14 protein-coding genes are annotated in these 17894 nt (G+C 63.5%); 4 read left to right on the top strand and 10 right to left on the bottom strand.

Going from position 1 to position 17894, the window contains the following annotated elements; all coding sequences use genetic code 11:
* Positions 1–10: 10 nt before the first annotated feature.
* On the bottom strand, positions 11–574 hold the full coding sequence (locus tag VRB54_RS21205; RefSeq protein WP_338478653.1) for a cysteine hydrolase family protein: 564 nt from the start codon (positions 572–574) through the stop codon (positions 11–13).
* A gap of 262 nt (positions 575–836) precedes the next feature.
* Here VRB54_RS21205 and VRB54_RS21200 point away from each other — a divergent pair, with 262 nt between their 5' ends.
* Together VRB54_RS21200 and VRB54_RS21195 are read left to right on the top strand one after the other, a co-directional pair.
* Positions 837–1946, top strand: a complete 1110-nt coding sequence (locus VRB54_RS21200; protein ID WP_338478652.1) for a DUF3182 family protein — start codon at positions 837–839, stop codon at positions 1944–1946.
* Positions 1936–2691 (top strand): alpha/beta hydrolase family protein, encoded by a 756-nt coding sequence (locus VRB54_RS21195; RefSeq protein WP_231423548.1) that lies wholly within the window; start codon positions 1936–1938, stop codon positions 2689–2691. The genes VRB54_RS21200 and VRB54_RS21195 overlap by 11 nt, the downstream gene beginning before the upstream one ends.
* A gap of 95 nt (positions 2692–2786) precedes the next feature.
* Here VRB54_RS21195 and VRB54_RS21190 read toward each other — a convergent pair whose 3' ends face one another.
* Genes VRB54_RS21190 through VRB54_RS21175 form a run of 4 tightly spaced genes read right to left on the bottom strand, consistent with a single transcriptional unit; the run spans position 2787 to position 6691 of the window.
* The gene (locus VRB54_RS21190; RefSeq protein WP_338478651.1) at positions 2787–3740 is read right to left on the bottom strand and encodes a lysylphosphatidylglycerol synthase domain-containing protein; all 954 of its coding nucleotides are present in this window, start codon (positions 3738–3740) and stop codon (positions 2787–2789) included.
* The gene (gene clsB, locus VRB54_RS21185; protein WP_338478650.1) at positions 3733–4992 is read right to left on the bottom strand and encodes a cardiolipin synthase ClsB; all 1260 of its coding nucleotides are present in this window, start codon (positions 4990–4992) and stop codon (positions 3733–3735) included. The genes VRB54_RS21190 and clsB overlap by 8 nt, the downstream gene beginning before the upstream one ends.
* A complete protein-coding gene (locus VRB54_RS21180) occupies positions 4989–5768 on the bottom strand; it encodes an endonuclease/exonuclease/phosphatase family protein (protein ID WP_338478649.1) in 780 nt (259 codons plus the stop codon). The genes clsB and VRB54_RS21180 overlap by 4 nt, the downstream gene beginning before the upstream one ends.
* Positions 5765–6691: a DUF72 domain-containing protein gene (locus tag VRB54_RS21175; RefSeq protein WP_338478648.1), complete on the bottom strand. Its 927-nt coding sequence runs from the start codon at positions 6689–6691 to the stop codon at positions 5765–5767. The genes VRB54_RS21180 and VRB54_RS21175 overlap by 4 nt, the downstream gene beginning before the upstream one ends.
* A gap of 192 nt (positions 6692–6883) precedes the next feature.
* Between VRB54_RS21175 and VRB54_RS21170 the strand changes: the two genes are divergently transcribed.
* Positions 6884–8980, top strand: coding sequence for a mechanosensitive ion channel family protein (locus tag VRB54_RS21170; RefSeq protein WP_338478647.1), 2097 nt, complete (start codon positions 6884–6886; stop codon positions 8978–8980).
* Between the two features lie 104 nt (positions 8981–9084).
* On the opposite strand, the gene VRB54_RS21165 is transcribed toward VRB54_RS21170, so the two are convergent.
* Positions 9085–13335 (bottom strand): Lhr family helicase, encoded by a 4251-nt coding sequence (locus VRB54_RS21165; protein ID WP_338478646.1) that lies wholly within the window; start codon positions 13333–13335, stop codon positions 9085–9087.
* Positions 13336–13502: 167 nt separating this feature from the next.
* On the opposite strand from VRB54_RS21165, the gene VRB54_RS21160 reads away from it, so the two are divergent.
* Positions 13503–14387, top strand: coding sequence for a sugar nucleotide-binding protein (locus VRB54_RS21160; protein WP_338478645.1), 885 nt, complete (start codon positions 13503–13505; stop codon positions 14385–14387).
* A 134-nt stretch (positions 14388–14521) separates the two neighbouring features.
* Here the strand turns inward: VRB54_RS21160 and VRB54_RS21155 are convergent, their stop codons facing one another.
* The 4 genes from VRB54_RS21155 to VRB54_RS21140 all read right to left on the bottom strand — a co-directional run bounded on the left by VRB54_RS21155 (position 14522) and on the right by VRB54_RS21140 (position 17888).
* On the bottom strand, positions 14522–15220 hold the full coding sequence (locus tag VRB54_RS21155) for an OmpW/AlkL family protein (protein WP_338478644.1): 699 nt from the start codon (positions 15218–15220) through the stop codon (positions 14522–14524).
* A gap of 157 nt (positions 15221–15377) precedes the next feature.
* Positions 15378–15899 carry a DUF3299 domain-containing protein gene (locus tag VRB54_RS21150; protein WP_338478643.1) on the bottom strand — a complete coding sequence of 174 codons (522 nt, stop codon included), beginning with the start codon at positions 15897–15899 and terminating at the stop codon, positions 15378–15380.
* Positions 15900–15910: 11 nt separating this feature from the next.
* Complete coding sequence (locus tag VRB54_RS21145; protein WP_338478642.1) at positions 15911–17176, bottom strand: ABC transporter permease; 1266 nt, start codon at positions 17174–17176, stop codon at positions 15911–15913.
* A gap of 1 nt (position 17177) precedes the next feature.
* Entirely contained in the window at positions 17178–17888 is a 711-nt protein-coding gene (locus tag VRB54_RS21140; RefSeq protein ID WP_338478641.1) for an ABC transporter ATP-binding protein, read from the bottom strand.
* Positions 17889–17894: the final 6 nt, after the last annotated feature.

The raw sequence follows: 17894 nt of genomic DNA, 5'->3' as shown, positions 1-17894 counted from the left end.
CACAGGGCGGTCACACGGCCGCCGTCTGCGCCTTCAGGTATTCATCCGCAGACACCACGCCCGCATAACCAAACGCCAGCGCCGCCATGTATGCATCATGCACCTGCGCCGCCGGGATGACCTTGCCATTGAACTCAAGATCCCGCGTGGCGCAGGCATCGTGGATCACCGTGACCTTGTAGCCCAGGTCCGCCGCTGCGCGCACCACCGCATCGATGCACATATGGCTCATGCTGCCGACCACCACCACGTCGGTGATGCTGCGTTGCTCCAGCAGGGCACGCAGATCGGTTTCGCGAAACGCATTCACGAAATGTTTAAGCACGACCGGCTCGCTGCCTTCGTTGAGTGCCTTGGGATGCAACTGCGCGCCTTCCGAGCCTGGAGTGAAGAAGGGCGCATCCTCGGCGGTGAACTCATGGCGCACATGAATCACGGCGTCGCCCGCCTGACGAAACGCCTGCAGCACCTGCGCCGCCTTGTCCGCCGCCGCGTCCACGCCGGCGAGCGGCCACTTGCCCTGGGGGAAGTAGTCGTTCTGGATATCGATCAGAATGAGCGCTTGCTTGGCCATGGGTATTGCCTCGTGATGAGATGAGCAGCCCGGTATCTTAGCTGGCGCCCTGGCATTTCGCTCACCGGATTAGCGGGCTTTGTATGGCTGCGAATCGTGCAGAACACCACGCCCCAAACTAAGCGTCGTGCAAAATAAAACAGGCCAAATGCTATCGCGCGCTCGGCAACTGATTGATTTTAAAAACCTGCGCCTCAACCGCGCCTTGGCCTGATACCTGCAACCCCTCACTTACATACCTGGCAGGAAGCAAGGGGGCCGCATGACCGCGACTCAGCGCAAGAAACTGGTGGTCGCTCACTCCACAAGAGAGGGCGCGCCGCAGCATGAAGTGGAAACCAACCGTGCCCTGGCCCGTTGGCTGGCGCAGGTACTGGGGCTGGAGTTCGGCGGCAGCTTCGATCCCAAGGTCCATGCCGGCCGCGACCTTTACATACTGCCCACACAGACGCTGGTGGGTCCGGCCCAGGCCCGCGCGCTCAATATCCACGGCCCCGAAGACCTGTGGGGTGGTTATGTCGATCACGACTTCATCTGCACCAAAGCCATCAGCCATGGCCTGCTCGGGCCCAACGTAACGGCGCCCGAGGGCTGGTCGCCATTGTTCTGCGAGCTTGTCAGGCCCGTCGTGCTCGACGGCCTCAGCGTATTCGCCTTGCAGGACGCCCGTGCCGCCGCTGAACGCCTGCTCTACAGCGGGCCTATTCGCCTGAAACCGGTGCATGCCTGCGCCGGGCGCGGCCAGGAAGTCATTCGCAGCCTTGATGAATTCGATGCGCTGCTCAAACGCGACGGCGCCGAGCAATTGTTCAGCGATGGCGCAGTGCTTGAACAGGACCTGCACGAGGTGACCACCCACAGCGTGGGCCAGAGTTTTATCGGCGGCCATGTGTTTAGCTACTGCGGCGAGCAATACCTCACGCATGACGCAAACGGTGACGAGGTGTACGGCGGCTCCGACCTGATCGTGGTGCCCGGCGATTACGACGACCTGCTTGCCCTTGGTCTGCCCGTTGATGTGCGTGAAGCCATCGAACAGGCCCAGGTTTTCGACAGCGCCGCCGATGAGGCCTACCCTGGGTTCTATGCCTCGCGGCGCAATTACGACATCGCCCAAGGCCTGGACAGCGACGGCCAGCGCCGCAGCGGCGTGCTCGAACAATCCTGGCGCATGGGCGGGGCCAGCAGCGCGGAAGTCGCGGCGCTGCAAAGTTTCATCAACTACCCGGGCCTCAAAGCCATTCATGTGTCATCGGTGGAAACCTATGAGGACCAGCCACTCCCGGCGGATGCCATCGAGGTGTATCGCGGCCCGGCCGAAAACAGCGACTTTCTTCTCAAGTACGTAACGGTTAAATCTTATGACGGCTAGAAGCGAAAGCATTGCAATCGAGATAGACGACGAACACATGAGCGGGACATTCCTCAGTCCCAAATCCAAAGTCCCCGGCGTGTTGTTCGTGCACGGCTGGGGCGGCAGTCAGGAGCGCGACCTGGAACGCGCCAAAGGCATCGCAGGTCTGGGCTGCGTGTGCCTGACCTTCGACCTGCGCGGCCATGCTGGCGCCGGCATTCCGCTGGCCCGCGTGACCCGCGAAGACAACCTGCGCGACCTGCTGGCGGCCTACGACCGCCTGCTCGCCCACCCAGCCATCGACACCTCGGCCGTGGCGGTGGTGGGCACCAGCTATGGCGGCTACCTCGCGGCGATTCTCACCTCATTGCGTCCGGTGCGCTGGCTGGCGCTGCGCGTGCCGGCGCTTTACCGCGACGAAGAATGGCTCAAGCCCAAGCGTGACCTGAACAAGATGGACCTGATGGATTACCGCAGCACCCTGGTGCGTGCCGACACCAATCGCGCCTTGCACGCCTGTTCGGCGTTTACCGGTGATGTGTTGATCGTCGAGTCGGAAACCGACGACCACGTGCCCCACGCCACCATCATGAGTTACCGCGCGGCGTGCCAGCAGACCCATTCCCTGACGCACCGCATCATCGATGGCGCCGACCATTCATTGAGTGATCCGGTGTCACAGCAGGCCTATACCTCGATCCTGGTGGACTGGATTACCGAGATGGTGGTGGGTGAGCGGTTGAGCATTATCCAGGCTCGATAACCGCCATCGGGAGCAAGCCCCCTCCCACATTTGGAATGCATTCAACGTGTGGGAGGGGGCTAGCTCCCGATAGCGGTATGTCAATCACCCAATAATCAAGCCGGCGTCTTCTTCACCCGCAGCGCCTTGGCCTTCGCCTCCACGCCCAGGTACATCACCAACGCAATCAGCAACGGGCAAATAAAATAAATCGCCCGATATGCAATCAACCCCGCCAACAAACTGCCCCGCGACGCTTCATGCTGCAACAGCCCGATAAACACCGCTTCGAGCACCCCAAGCCCGGCCGGGATATGGGTCACCACCCCGGCAATCGCGCTGATCAGCAACACCCCCAATACCAGCGGGTAATCCAGCTTGGCAGGCAGCAGGGTGAAGATCACCGCCGCCATCAGCGACCAGTTCAATGCGCCCAGCGCCAATTGCAGGCACGCCATGCGCAGCGATGGCAGGTTGATCTCGATGCCGCGAATCGACCACGCGCGCTTTTTCGAGAACTGACAGGCCGCCAGGTAGCCCAGGCTGACCAGCACCAACAGGGCGCCAATCCCCTGCAGTGCCGTCGTGCTGACCTTCCATCCTGGAGGCATGGTCACCAGCCCGCTGCTGAACACCACCCCGGCCAGGGCCATGTAGCCGAACCAGTTGGTCGCCAGGCTCAGGCCGAGGATCTTGGCGATATTGCCGGTGCTCACCCCCAGCCGCGAATACAGCCGATAACGCATGGCGATCCCGCCGACCCACGCGCTCAGATTCAGGTTGAACGCATAGCTGATAAACCCCACCGGCAAAATCTGCTTCCAGCGCAGCGGCTGGCCGATATAGGTGCGGCCGATCAGGTCGAAACACGCGTACACAAGGAAGCTGCACAGGGTCAGCCCGGCGGCGATCAGCAAGGTGCGCAATTTGAAATCGCCCAGGGTCTGGATCACTTCGCTCCAGTCGATCCGCCGCGCGAGCATCGTGAACAGCACAATCAACAGCAGGAAGAAGGCAATGGTCAGCGGCTTCTTCCAGCGCTTGAAGCGTGAGCCTGTGTGGTCAGTCATGGGCCTGGCTCTCGAAAGGTTTCAAGCGGGGTTTGTGCGCTGGCAGCCAGCCGGTCAGCGCCGGGAAGTGGCGCATCACATGGAACACCAGGAAGCCGACGGTCAAGCGCCACAGCCACAGGCGCGGCTTTTGCTTTGCCGGGATGACCTGGCAGTGGTTTTTGCTGAGGGTTTCCAGGCTGTCGTACAGCTGCTGATTGAACGCGCGGTCGCGAATCAGCACGTTGGCTTCCAGGTTCAACGCCAGGCTCAACGGGTCGAGGTTGCTCGAACCCACCGTGCTCCAGTCGTCGTCCACCAGCGCCACCTTGCCGTGCAGCGGGCGCTGGCAGTATTCGTGGATCACCACGCCGTCCTTGAGCAGATAGTCGTAGAGCATGCGCGCCGCCAGTTTGGCCAGCAGCACATCGGGCTGGCCCTGCATGATCAACTGCACCTGCACGCCGCGCCGTGCCGCATTGCGAATTTCGCGCAGCAAACGGTAACCGGGGAAGAAATACGCGTTGGCGATCACCGCGCGTTTTTTCGCCTTGCTCAGGGCGTAGATATACGCTTCTTCGATGTCATCGCGATGCTGCAGGTTGTCGCGATAAATCAAGCGAACCAAGCCCTCGCCGCTGTCAGTGGCCCATGGCGACGGTCGTTGTTGGCGACGACGCCAGCCACGCCGCGTGCGCACCTGACGACCGCTTTGCGCCAGGGCAAAGTGATGCAGGTCGGCCACCGCCGGACCTGTCACCTGCACCGAATAATCCTGCTTGGCCTCGGGGCCGAAATCGCCCAGGTGGTCGGCCGAAAAATTGATCCCGCCAATAAACGCGACCTCGGCATCCACCACCACGATCTTGCGGTGCAGGCGGCGAAACCAGTTGGTGCGAATGCCCAGGGTCTTGGACGCCGGGTCGAACATCTGCACCATCACCCCGGCATCCGCCAGCGCTGCAAGAAACGCCGCGCTCAGCTCGCCACAACCGAAGCCATCCAGGCTGACCACCACCTTCACGCCACGTTGGGCAGCCTCGATCAGAATGCCTTGCAGCTCATGGCCGACCTTATCCTCGAACAGGATAAACGTCTCCAGCAGGATCTCCCGCTGCGCCGCGCGCATCGCATCGAACACCCTGGGGAAGTACGCCTCGCCGTTCTCCAGCAACTGCACCTGGTTGCCGCTCTGCCAGCCGTAATCCAGGTCACGGGCCTTGGCCTCATCCGGCGGCTGATCGGTCGCGATATGCTCCACCGCAATATTCATAGCTCAATCTCCACCGACAGCGGCACATGGTCTGACAGATGGGACCAGGGCCGGGTATTCAGCACGCGCGGGTGATGCACCGTCACGTTGCGCACGTAGATGCGGTCCAGTGCCAGCAGCGGCAAGCGCGCAGGAAAGGTGCGCGCGTGTTTGCCCGTGGCCTGCATGAACACTTCCTGCAGGCCGCTCTGGCTGAGGTCGGCACGCTGGCGCCAATCGTTGAAATCGCCGGCGACCACCAGCGGCGCGTCGGCGGGTATTTCGCCAATGCGCTGCTCGAGCAGGCGCAGTTGCTGCTGGCGATGCACTTCGCGCAGGCCCAGGTGCATGCAGATCGCATGCACCTCCTTGCCGCTGCCGGGCAGGCGCAGCACGCAATGCAGCAGGCCGCGGTTTTCGTGGCCGCTCTGGGAGATGTCGAGGTTCTCGTAGCGCACGATCTGGAATTTCGACAGCAGCGCATTGCCATGGTCGCCATGGGGGTAGACCGCGTTGCGGCCATAGGCGAATTGCGGCCAGATGCTGTCGGCGAGGAATTCGTACTGCGGCATGTTCGGCCAGTCGCTGTAGCGCTGGGGATGCTGCTCGTGGGTGCCGTGGATTTCCTGCAGGAACACCATGTCGGCGCCGACACTGCGCACTGCTTCGCGCAGCTCGGGCAGGATGAAACGCCGGTTCAGCGCGGTGAAGCCCTTGTGGATATTGACCGTGAGCACCGTAAGACGGGCGACGGCAACGTCCGGCGCCACCACCGGGAGCGGTTCTGGATGGGTCATGCCAGCACCCCGGGTTCAGGCAGCTGTCCAGGCGCTGTGGCCAGGTGCTGGTCCAGGCCGAAACGCTGCAGCAACTGGCGCGCGTCGAAAGGCGCGCGCACCTTGATGTCATTGTCGAAGAAACAGAACACATCGCGTTGCTTGCGGGCACGGGGTTTATGCTGCGGGTCGACCAAGTGTGCATCCTCCGGTTGTTTGCCATGGGCCCACCGCTCAATGCGGTCGCCCCAGCGTTCGAGGGCTTCAGGGGTGTAGCCGCTGGCGTACAGCTGCTTGTCGCCGTGCAGGCGCAGGTACATGAAGGTGGCGGTGACGTCCTCGAGATACGGCCACTTGCCTGCGGTGTCGGCCACCACCAGCGCGACGCCATATTTTTCGAGCATCTTTACGAACGCCGGCACGGCAAAGCTTTTATGGCGAATTTCCACGGCGTGACGCAGGGCTCTTTTGCCATGGGCCTGCATGCTCGCCTTGCCGTTCAGGCGAGGCTCATGCTGGCGGGCGAGGGCGGCGGCCTGTTGTGTGTCGCCGGGCAGTTGCTGCAGGAAGGCTTCAAACAGCGGCGCATCGAATTTAAAGCTGGGCGGGAATTGCCACAGGATCGGCCCCAGTTTCTCCTTCAATTCCAGCACGCCGGATGCAAAGAAATTCGCCAGCGGCGCATGCACATCCTTGAGCCGCAGGATGTGCGTGATATAGCGCGGCGCCTTGATGCTGAACATGAAACCTTCGGGTGTATCGGCGTACCACTCGGCGTAGCGCTTGGGCGTTTGCAGCGCGTAGAACGAGCCGTTGATTTCGATGCTGTTGACGGCACGTGACGCAAACTGCAACTCGCGTTTCTGGGTCAGCCCCTCGGGATAGAAGTCCCCGCGCCAGGGCGTATAGCGCCAGCCGGATATGCCGATATGAATCGCCGCCATGGTTGGGTCCGTAGGAAAGAGTGCGTGGTTGGATGACTGTGATTTTTGTCGGAAAGTTTCCCGATTCCTACAAACGGCATGCTTCCAATGCAGTAGATCCAGTGTGGGAGGGAGCAAGCCCCCTCCCACAGGGAACGATCAGGGCTCAAACCCGTCAGTTCCTTACAGACCCTTTCCCAGGAGCCCGGTGTTTTGCTGAATCTAAAGACTGCATGGCTACTCGGCGCGCTGCTGTTTTGCGGCAGCGGCGCACCTCAGGCGGCGGCGACCGCACCCGCCACCGCTCCCGAAGCCGAGGCCCCGGCCAAGCCGGAGCTGCTGGTGGAAGGCGGACTGCTCGGCGCGATCAGTTCCAGCATTGACGACGTGCAGCAGAAGCTCGACCTCAATCAGAACTTCATTGACGAGTGGCGCCTGCGCGCCGACCGCGCCGCCAACGAAGTCGGGCGCCTGGTCAATCAAACGTCAGCCCGCTCACCGTGGAGCGTGGCCGGGGATTTCCTGTTGCTGTCCGGCGTCTGGATCGGCGCCTTTACCCTGTTGACCTTGCTGGGCCGGATGATTGTGCGACGCCTGGGCCAGCGCGCGTTTTTTGAACGGCGCGGCCGGCTGCTGGATGTGCTGGGCTACGTCGTGCCCTATACGCTCCCGGCGCTGATCTGCCTGCCACTTACCTTGTACGTCAGCCATTTTCTCGCCACCTCCGTGGGGCGCGCGCTGGCGCTGTGCCTTGCCTACGCCACCAGCAGCGGCATCTTTTCCACCTCGATGCTGCTGTGCGTCATCGTGATGTTCAACGTGGGCCACAAGCGCCCGGCGGTGCAGATCATTTGCGATTACTGCCCCAAGCCGCTGTTCCTGATCGGCTTCCTCGCCGCCCTCAGCGATGCCTTGACCAGCCCGCAGATCGCCCGCCAGTTGGGCGGCAATATCACCAGCAGCATTGCGGTGTTCACCGGGTTGTTCGCCACGGTGATCTTCGGCGTGCTGGTGGTGCGCCTGCGCCGTCCGGTCGCCCACTTGATCCGCAATCGGTCGTTGGCCCAGCGCATCAAACACCCGGCACTGCAGCAATCGCTGCGTATCTTCTCGGGGCTGTGGTACTGGCCGATTCTGCTGATGGTGCTGGTGTCGGCGATCAACCTGATCGGTGCCGGCGACGATAATCAGAAAGCGCTGCGCTGCGCGCTGTTCACTACGATCCTGCTGATCGGCACGGTGTTTCTCAGCACGGTGCTGCAACACCTGTTCAAGTCGCGCAGCCAGGTGGCGATCCAGCGCAGCAGCGCCTACAAGGAGCGCTTCCTCAGTTTGCTGCACGCGATCCTGCGTATCGTGATGGCCGTGGCCTTTATCGAAGTGCTTGGGCGTATCTGGGGCGTGTCGTTGTTCGAGTTCGCCGAACGCAACTCGATCGGCCGCGCCATCAGCGACTCGCTGAGCAGCATCGGCCTGATCCTTCTGATGACCTGGCTGTTCTGGGTGGTGCTCGACACGGCGATTCAGGAAGCGCTCAAACCGCCGGTCAACAAACGTTCCAGTCGCCAGCCCAGCACGCGGGTCAAGACCATCCTGCCGCTGCTGCGCAATGCGGTGAAGATCATCCTGGTGGTGATCTGCGCGATCACCACCATGGCCAACCTGGGCATCAACGTCGCGCCGCTGCTGGCCGGTGCCGGGGTGGTCGGCCTGGCCATCGGTTTCGGCTCCCAGCAACTGGTGCAGGACGTGATCACGGGCCTGTTCATCATCATCGAAGACACGCTGTCGATCGGCGACTGGGTGGTACTCGACTCCGGCCACGCCGGCACCGTCGAAGGCCTGACCATCCGCACCCTGCGCCTGCGCGACGGCAAGGGCTTTGTGCATTCGGTGCCGTTCGGGCAGATCAAGGCGGTCACCAACCAGTCACGCCAGTTTGCCTACGCGTTCTTCTCGGTGCAGTTCACCTACGACACCGATGTGGACAAGGCCGTGGAGCTGATCCAGGAAGCGGGGCAGTCGATCCGCGACGATGCGTTCCTCAAGTACAACCTGCAAGGGCCGCTGGAAGTGTTCGGCGTCGACAAGATGGACCTCAACGGCGTGGTGCTCACCGCGCAGTTCCGCACCGTGTCGGGCGGGCAATATGCAGTCAGCCGCGCGTTTAACCAGCGGTTGAAGAAGCTTGTGGATAACTGTGACGAAGTGCATTTTGCGCAGACTTATCCACAGCAGGTGCTGTTGCCCAAGCGGATGGGGCAGGCTGAAGAAGTGGTGGAGATTACCGAGCAGCCGCGTAGCCAGTGAGGATGCTATCGGGAGCAAGCCCCCTCCCACATTTGAATGGGTTGACACATCGAACTATGTGAACCCAGTCCAGTGTGGGAGGGGGCTTGCTCCCGATGAGGCCCTCAAGACCGCCCAAGCAACTTCTCCTGCACCGCCCGCTGATCCACCTCAACCAGCACCTGCTGCTTGCCGCCGACCATCACGGCAGCCGGCAACCCATCGCGATACACAATCCGATTGCCGCTCACCGCCGGCACCTTGCTCCCCGGTAACAGCGTGCCCACCAGGTTCAGCGGGTCCGCTCCACACACCGCCACCAGGCTCCCGTCGTGCGCGCGCCGCCGTACCTCGCGCAGCAGCGGAATCGCCTCGGGCAACGCAAACTGTTCCCCCGCCAAGCCGCTCACAAATCGCCCGCCGCGAATCTCCCCGCGCGCTTCCAGGCGGTGGAAGGTGCGCAGCAACTCGCGCCAGCTCGGCAACCAGTCCGCCTCGCGTTCAAGCAGGCGCCAGAACACTACGCCGTAGCGGCGCAGCAGCGTCATGGCCACATGCTCGAGGGTTTCGGCAGAGTGCGGGCCGGCAGCGCCGGGCGGGCGGCGGATCAAGGCCCAGCGCCCGGCATCGTCCATGCCGCCGATAAACGCACCGCGCCCGCGCCGGCTGCTGCGCGCCTGGCGCTTGCTGGCGGGCGTGGTCAGGGCGCGCAGCCCGGCAAAACTGTCGGCATTCACCAGGCCCGCGCCCACCAGTTCCTGCAACACCGTTTCCAGCTCGCTGCGCAGCAGATGGGCTTCGTGCACCAGTTCATCAAAAAACAGCGCGCCGTGTTCACGCAGGGCCAGGTGGACCTTTTGTGCCTTGGGCGACAGCGCGGTACTGTCGACGGGTTCGGTCAGCCCGCTCCACAGTCCCACCTGGCTGCGCGGCAACAGCACCACCGGTGTGCTGCGCAGGGCCATGGCACCGGCCTTGTCGCTCAGGCGCATCCACACCAGTTTGCCGCTGCGGCACAACTCGTCGAGCCAGGTAGAGGAATAGTCCTTGATGCGCGCACTGAGCAGGTCACTGTCCCAGGCCGAGGTGGCGGCCGCAAAGCCTTCGAACTGGCCGACAATCTGCGCCAGCACCGCGCTGCCTTGGCCGCGGGTGGCGTCGGACAGGTGTTGCCAGTCGAACAGAAAGCGCATGAAATCCTGCAGCGCCACCGGCTCGATTTCGCGGCGCAGGCGCTTGACCGTGTAGCGGTGAATACGCGCCAGCAGGTGCCGTTCGCACCACTGCTCTGCGCCGGCGCCGGGGCTGAAATGTCCGCGCAACACATAGCCTTCCTGCTCCAGCCGGGCCAGTGCCTGGGTCACGGCGGCCACCGGCAGCCCGATGGGCGCGGCAATCTCGATCACACTCAACGGACCAAAACCACCGAGGCGCGCACGCAGCACTTCGAGCACCGCGTCCTCGAAGGTCCAGGGCTCATCGAAACCGGGCAATAACGGCAAATCGTGAGAATAAATCGCCTGCCAGCAGCTCAGGCGTTCGACGGCGACCCACAGCCCGTTGGGCAACTGATACGCGCGCCCGGCCTTGGCCAGCGCTTGCAGCCACTGCGCCCAGGGTGGCGTGACTTCGCTTTCGGCGATGCACGCCAGGCTCATCAGCGCTTCATGCATTTCGTCCGGGCCATGGGGCGTTGGCCAGGCCTCCTCACGCACGCCAGCAATGGCCTCGGCGTCCAGGGCGCCAAGGTCGTCGGTGCTTTGCGGATCGCTCCAGCGCCGGTTGAGCACGGCCTGGGTGCGGCGCTCTTCCAGCGGCGCATCGTCAAGAAAGGTGTAGGGCCGTGCGCTGAGAATTTCCGCCGCCATGGGCGAGGGCGCCGGCAGGTCGCGGCTGATCAGGCGCACCTCGCCGCGTTCCATGCGGCGCAGCAGGGCCAGCCAGGCGTCGCTGTCCATGGCTTCGTGCAGGCAGTCGTCGAGGGTCTGTTCCACCAGCGGGTGTTCGGGCACTTCACGCTCGCCGGCGAGGTTTTCCAGACAGGCGATCTGGTCGGGAAACACGCTGGCGATCAGGTCTTCGCTTTTCATGCGCTGGATCTGCGGCGCCACCTTGCGCCCGCCGGTAAAGCGCGGCAATGCCAGCGCCACCCCGGCATTCCAGCGCCAGCGCACGCCGAACAGCGGCGCATCCAGTACCGCCTGGATCAGGATGTGTTCGGCGCTGTGGCTGTTGAGGTAACGCCACACCTCATCCAGCTCAAAACTGTGGCTGGTGGACAGCGACAGCACAATCGCGTTTTCACTGGCCGCCGCTTGTAGCTCGAAGTTGAACGTGCGGCAAAAACGCTTGCGCAACGCCAGGCCCCAGGCGCGATTCAGGCGGCTGCCAAACGGCGTGTGGATGATCAACTGGGTGCCGCCGGACGCGTCGAAAAACCGCTCCATGATCAGCGTGTCCTGGGACGGCAAGGCGCTCAGGGCCAGGCGCGCGCGGGCCAGGTAATCGAGGATTTGCTCGGCGCTGGCGCGGTTCAGGCCCAGGGTGTCGGTGAGCCAGTGCTGCGCCGGTTGCAGGTCGCCGGGGCTGGCGCCGAGCAGGCGGTCCAACTGGCCCTGCAAGCGTGCCACGGCGGCGGACAGCTCGTTGCTGCGCCCGGGCATTTCGCCGAGCCAAAACGGAATGGTCGGCGGTTGGCCATGGGCATCCTCGACGCGCACCTTGCCGGCTTCGACGCGCAGGATGCGGTAGGAGGTATTGCCCAGCTGAAAAATGTCCCCGGCGATGCTTTCCACCGCAAAGTCTTCGTTGACGCTGCCGATGTTCAGGCCCTGGGGTTCGAGCAAAACGCTGTAGTCGGCGTTGTCGGGGATGGTGCCGCCGCTGGTCACGGCGGTCAGCCTGGCGCCACGGCGACCGCGCAGGGTGCGGGTCAGGGCGTCGCGGTGCAGGTAAGCGCTGCGGATGCCCTGGCGCCCGTTGTAGCCCTCGGCGAGCATCTGCAACAGCGCCTGGTAGTGGCGTTCATCCAGCGCGGCGTAGGGCGCGGCGCGGTGGATCAGTGCCAGCAGGTCTTGCTCGAGCCATTCGCGCGCGCTGACTTCGGCAATGATCTGCTGGGCAAGCACGTCCAGCGGCGCGACCGGAATGTGCAGGGTGTCCAGTTCGCCACGGCGCACGCAGTCGAGCAGGGCGGCGCACTCGATCAGGTCGTCGCGGGTGGTGGCGAACAGGCGTCCCTTGGGTGTGCCGCCGACCTGATGGCCGGAGCGTCCAACTCTTTGCAAAAACCCGTTGATGGAGCCGGGCGAGCCGATCTGGCACACCAGGTCCACCTCGCCGATATCGATGCCCAGCTCCAGCGACGCGGTGGCGATCAGCACTTGCAACGCGCCGGCCTTGAGCCGTTGCTCGGCGTCCAGGCGCAACTCCTTGGCGAGGCTGCCGTGGTGCGCGGCCACGGCGTCCTTGCCCAGGCGCTCGCTGAGGTGGCGGGCCAGGCGTTCGGTCAGGCGCCGGGTGTTGACGAAAATCAGCGTGGTGCGGTGTTCGCGGGCCAGTGTGGCGAGGCGATCGTAGACCAGTTCCCAGACGTCATTGGCCATGACCGCCGAGAGCGGCACCGGCGGCACTTCGATGCCCAAGTCGCGCGGGCGGGCATGGCCGATGTCGACAATGGCGCACTCACGCGCGGTGCCCACCAGAAACCGCGACACCGCTTCGATGGGTTTTTGCGTGGCCGACAAGCCGATGCGAGTCAGCGGCTCGGCGCACAGGCCTTGCAGGCGCTCCAGACTCAGCGCCAGGTGGCTGCCACGCTTGCCAGAGGCGATGGCGTGGATTTCGTCGACGATGACCGTGCGCGTGCTGGCGAGCATCTGCCTGCCGGAGTCCGAGCTCAGCAGCACATACAGCGATTCCGGGGTGGTCACCAGGATGTGCGGCGCGCGTTTGCGCATCAGCGCGCGGTCTTTTTGCGGGGTGTCGCCGGTGCGCACGGCGGTGCGGATCTCCAGTGGCGCCAGGCTCTGGCGCTGCAACTGGGCGCTGATTCCGGCCAGCGGGTTTTGCAGGTTGATCTGGATATCGTTGGACAGTGCCTTGAGCGGCGACACGTACACCACCTGCGTCGCGTCCGGCAGGTGACCGCCGTTGGCCAGGCCCTGTTGGACCAGGTCGTCGAGCACCGCGAGAAAGGCCGTGAGGGTCTTGCCCGAGCCGGTCGGCGCGGCGATCAGCGTCGAGCGCCGCTGGCGGATCAGCGGCCATGCCTGGGCCTGGGCGCCGGTGACCGCGGGGAAGGTGCTGCGAAACCAGGCGCTGACGGCGGGGTGGAAACCGTCCAATGCCCTGTCCGTTGATTCAGGAAGGTTCATGCAATGATTGATGCCACCGGCTCCAACAAGTTGCAAAGGCTTACTTTATCCGTGACGGTTGCGCTACAAACCCGCAAAATGCAACGATTCCGGCTACACCCCACGGTATGGCATACACGTCTGCCGACACTAACCATCGTTCCAAACAGAGTGGGCCTGCACAATCTATGCGAATGCGCCTTATGTTACTGGGCGGCGGGAATGCCCTCGGGCAGGCGCTGATTCGCCTCGGTGCAGAGGAAGACATCGGGTTCCTCGCCCCCAAACCGCCCCAAGACGGCTGGGATGCCGCGAGCCTCACCCAATTGCTCGACGACACCCGTCCCGATGCATTGATCAACCTCGCCTACTATTTCGACTGGTTCCAGGCCGAGGCCGTCAGCGAAAACCGTCTGGCTGCTCAGGAATACGCCATCGAGCGTCTGGCCGAATTGTGCCAGCACCACAGCATCACCTTGCTGCAACCGTCCAGCTACCGCGTATTCGATGGCTCGCGCGCCACTGCCTATAGCGAAAAAGACGATCCGGTGCCATTGGGTCTGCGCGGTCAGGCGTTGTGGCGAATCGAACAAAGCGTGCGCGCCACTTGCCCGCAACATGTGCTGCTGCGCTTTGGCTGGCTGCTGGATGACAGCGCCGACGGCACCCTCGGGCGCTTTCTGGCCCAGGCCGAAAAGCCGGGTGAATTGCCGATGGCCGATGACCGACGCGGCAACCCGACGCCGGTGGACGATGCCGCGCGGGTGATCATTTCGGTGCTCAAGCAACTCGATTGCGCAGCGCCCTTGTGGGGCACGTACCACTACGCCGGCCACGAGGCCACCACGCCGCTGGCGCTGGGCCAGGCGATCCTCACCGAGGCGCGCAACTTCCGCGCGCTGGCCATCGAGTCCCCCACTGCCCAGGCCCACGCAGCGCGGCCGGATGCGGCGGACGAACCGCAACACGCGGTACTGGCCTGCAAGAAAATCCTCCACACTTTCGGCATCAAGCCCCGGGCATGGCGGGCGGGGTTACCAGCGTTGCTGGACCGGTTTTACCGGCATACCTGACACACAACCCAACCCAATGTGGGAGGGGCTTGCTCCCGATGGCAGAGTCTCAGTCGACAGATTCATCGACTGATTCACCGCCATCGGGAGCAAGCCCCTCCCACTTTGGTTTTGTGGTGTCTGTGAACGACTGCTTAGAACTTGTAGCCAATCCCCACCATGTACACCATCGGGTCGACATCCACATTGACCTTGGCCCGGGTGCCTTGGCCCAACGCGTTGTTATCCACTGTCGCCTTGGTGCTGATGTCGATGTAGCGCGCCTGGGCGTTGATCATCCACTTGTCGTTGATCATGTAGTCGGCGCCGATCTGCGCCGACCAGCCCCAGGAATTTTCCGCCTTGAAATTGCTGAAGCCAGCGTTGGAGGCGCGGCTGCCGACGTGCTCGTCGTAGATCCAGGTGTAGTTGATGCCCGCGCCGACGTAGGGTTGGAATGCTGATTTATTGTCCAGCGGGTAGTACACGACGCTCAGGGTCGGCGGCAGGTGCTTGAGGGTGCCGAGCTTGCCGTTGGCAGCGCCGAGGGCGGTGTTCTTGATTTTTACGTCATGCTCGAATGGCGTGGCCGCGAGCAGTTCGAGGCCGACGTGGTCGGTGAGCATGTAGGCGAAGTTCAGACCCAGCTGGGTATCGCTGCTCATGGTCGCCTTGCCGCCCAGGTTGGCACCGGCCAAGGGGCCTTGATCCACCTTGACGCTGCTGCTGTCGGCCTTCGGATTCACGGTGATCGCTCCGGCGCGAATCAGGATGTCGCCCGCTTCGTGAGCCTGGGCGAGCGGGGCGGCGAGTGCCAGCGCGAAGAACGACGCGCCGAGCAGAGACTTGTTCATGGGAGCTCCAAAAGGACGTTAAAAGGTGTACGTCCAATGGTAAAGATCGTACCGCCCGATCTTTTGACTCAGCTCAATGAAAGGCGCTATGGATGCATTAAAACTGTGGGAGGTGGCTTGCTCCCACAGTTGATCGTTGGTGTGCTTGGGTGCGGAACTATTCCTGCAGTTCGTACATGTAGATCTTCTCGGCATCCATCTGGTAACCGGCATCGGCCAGCTCACTGGACGACGGCTTGACCTGCATCGCACCCTCGATCCAGTAAGGCTGGTACAGCTCATCGAGCTTCACGCCGACTTCGCTTTTCACATGCACGATCTGGTTCGACGGCGGCGGCGGCACGTGGATGCACGCGCCGAAATACGGCACCAGCAGGAACTCGGTGGTGCGGCCTTCTTCGCTGACTTCCAGCGGCACGATATAGCCCGGCAGGCGAATGTGCTTGCCGTCCAGGCTCTGCACCACCGGCGCGTTGGGCAGGTCCTGCTTGGCGGCGGGCGCGGCCTCGACGGACAGGGCGTCGGCCATGTTCGACAGGTCGTGCAGCGGTTTCATATTGGGGATTTCCGGCGGCGCGTCCGGCGGGATCATCTCCTGCCAGGACAGATCCCTGGGCTGGTCCTCCGCCCAGACGGGCACGCTGATCAGCAGCAAGAATGCAAACAGGGCACGACGCATCAAAGCCTTCCTCATAAACGTATGGACAGGCCATCGGCCAGGGATTGTCGGTAGGCGCGCCAGGCCGGCACGCTGCCCATCAACAACGCCGCGGCGAGAATACCCGCCAGCAGGGTCCATTCATATGCGCTGGGCCAGGACATCGGCAGGTCCAGGCCATAGTTGGCCTGCAAGTAGCCGCGTGATGCGGTGATGCATACGTACAACAGGCCTACGCCAGCCACCACGCCGGACAGCGCCAGGGCGAACGCTTCAAAAATCAGCAATGTCGCGATATGCCATGGCCGCGCGCCCACCGAGCGCAAAATTGCCATTTCGCGGCGGCGCTCGTTGAGGCTGGTGAGGATTGCTGTGAGCATGCCGATCAAACCGGTCAGCACCACGAACAGCGAGATTACGAACAGCGCTTTTTCTGCGGTGCCCATCATGCTCCACAGCTCTTGCAGTGCCACGCCGGGCAGGATCGCCAGCATCGGCTCGCCACGGAATTCATTGATCTCCCTTTGCAGGGCGAAGGTGGAGATCTTGTTGTTCAGGCCCAGCATGAACGCGGTGATCGCCTGCGGGGTGAGGTCCATATTGCGCGCCTGATCGGCACTGATGCGGCCTTTGCCCTGGGCCGGCACGCCGTTGTGCCAGTCGATATGGATCGCTTCCATGCCGCCCAGGCTGATGTGCAGTGTGCGGTCGACGGGCGTGCCGGTGCGCTTGAGAATGCCGACCACGGTGAAGGGTTTGTCGTCGTGCTTGACCAGGCTGACCACCGCCACGCCATGGGCCAGCACCAGTTTGTCGCCCAGTTTGTAATGCAGTGCGTCAGCCACTTCGGCGCCCAGCACCACTTCGAATGGGTCAGTGGCGAAGGCGCGGCCGCTGGCCAGTTCCAGGTTCTGCTTGCGGCCGTACTGGTAGTGCTCGAAGTAGGACTGGTTGGTGCCCATCACGCGGTAGCCGCGATGGGAGTCGCCGAGGGAAATCGGGATCGCCCACTTCACCTGCGGGCTGGCGGCGAAGTGCTCAAAGCTGTCCCAGCGGATGTTGTTGGTGGCGTTGCCGATGCGAAATACCGAGTACAGCAGCAGGTTCACCGAACCCGAGCGAGCGCCGACAATCAGGTCGGTGCCGCTGATGGTGCTGGCAAAGCTGTTGCGCGCCTCGACCCGCACGCGCTCCACGGCCAGCAGCAGGCACACGGAAAGCGCGATGGCGAAGGCGGTGAGCGTCGCGGTGAAGCGGCGGTTAGCCAGACTGGCCATGGCTAGACGGAACAGATACATCTCAAACCTCTGCGGGCATTGCGGCGCGATTGAGTTCGGCCAGCGACAGGTTGCGGTCGAACAGCGGTGCCAGGCTCTGGTCATGGCTGACGAACAGCAGGCTGGCGCCAGCGTCGCGGCATTCCGCGAACAACAGCTGAAGGAACGCCTCGCGGGCGTCGTAGTCCAGGGCCGAGGTGGGTTCGTCGGCGATCACCAGTTCCGGCTGGCCGATCAGCGCCCGGGCGGCGGCCACCCGTTGCTGCTGACCGATGGACAGCGAGTCGGCGCGACGTTCCAGCAAGTCTTTATCCTTGAGGCCCAGGTGCGCGAGCAGGGCCGCTGCGGCCTTGTCCACATTGCCGTGGCGCTGCCTTGCCCGCTGTGCGCGCACGTTGGAAAAGTGGCAGGGCAGCTCGACGTTCTCGCGCACCGACAAAAACGGCAGCAGGTTGAACTGCTGGAAGATATAGCCGGTGTGGTCGACGCGAAAGCGGTCGCGGGCGCCGGCCGAGAGTTCGGTCAGTTCCTGGCCGAGCAGGCGAATGCTGCCCTGGCTGGGCTTCTGCACACCGCCGAGGAGCCCGAGCAGGGTGGTCTTGCCACTGCCGCTGGGGCCTTTGAGAAACAGGGTTTCACCGCGTTCCAGGCGGAACGCGGGGATGTCCAGCAACTGCGGGTGACCGGGCCAGTTGAAGCTCAGGTCAGACAGTTCGATCAAGGCGTGGGTCATGGGCAA

The organism is Pseudomonas trivialis (assembly GCF_036864995.1).
GTDB lineage: Bacteria > Pseudomonadota > Gammaproteobacteria > Pseudomonadales > Pseudomonadaceae > Aquipseudomonas > Aquipseudomonas trivialis.
This window is presented reverse-complemented; position numbering and strand designations above follow the sequence as displayed.

Bases quoted from the DNA above. Each gene is read 5' to 3' on its own strand.
- VRB54_RS21205 (WP_338478653.1), bottom strand. From the start codon at position 574: ATGGCCAAGCAAGCGCTCATTCTGATCGATATCCAGAACGACTACTTC.
- VRB54_RS21200 (WP_338478652.1), top strand. From the start codon at position 837: ATGACCGCGACTCAGCGCAAGAAACTGGTGGTCGCTCACTCCACAAGA.
- VRB54_RS21195 (WP_231423548.1), top strand. From the start codon at position 1,936: ATGACGGCTAGAAGCGAAAGCATTGCAATCGAGATAGACGACGAACAC.
- VRB54_RS21190 (WP_338478651.1), bottom strand. From the start codon at position 3,740: ATGACTGACCACACAGGCTCACGCTTCAAGCGCTGGAAGAAGCCGCTG.
- clsB (WP_338478650.1), bottom strand. From the start codon at position 4,992: ATGAATATTGCGGTGGAGCATATCGCGACCGATCAGCCGCCGGATGAG.
- VRB54_RS21180 (WP_338478649.1), bottom strand. From the start codon at position 5,768: ATGACCCATCCAGAACCGCTCCCGGTGGTGGCGCCGGACGTTGCCGTC.
- VRB54_RS21175 (WP_338478648.1), bottom strand. From the start codon at position 6,691: ATGGCGGCGATTCATATCGGCATATCCGGCTGGCGCTATACGCCCTGG.
- VRB54_RS21165 (WP_338478646.1), bottom strand. From the start codon at position 13,335: ATGAACCTTCCTGAATCAACGGACAGGGCATTGGACGGTTTCCACCCC.
- VRB54_RS21160 (WP_338478645.1), top strand. From the start codon at position 13,503: ATGCGAATGCGCCTTATGTTACTGGGCGGCGGGAATGCCCTCGGGCAG.
- VRB54_RS21155 (WP_338478644.1), bottom strand. From the start codon at position 15,220: ATGAACAAGTCTCTGCTCGGCGCGTCGTTCTTCGCGCTGGCACTCGCC.
- VRB54_RS21150 (WP_338478643.1), bottom strand. From the start codon at position 15,899: ATGCGTCGTGCCCTGTTTGCATTCTTGCTGCTGATCAGCGTGCCCGTC.
- VRB54_RS21145 (WP_338478642.1), bottom strand. From the start codon at position 17,176: ATGTATCTGTTCCGTCTAGCCATGGCCAGTCTGGCTAACCGCCGCTTC.
- VRB54_RS21140 (WP_338478641.1), bottom strand. From the start codon at position 17,888: ATGACCCACGCCTTGATCGAACTGTCTGACCTGAGCTTCAACTGGCCC.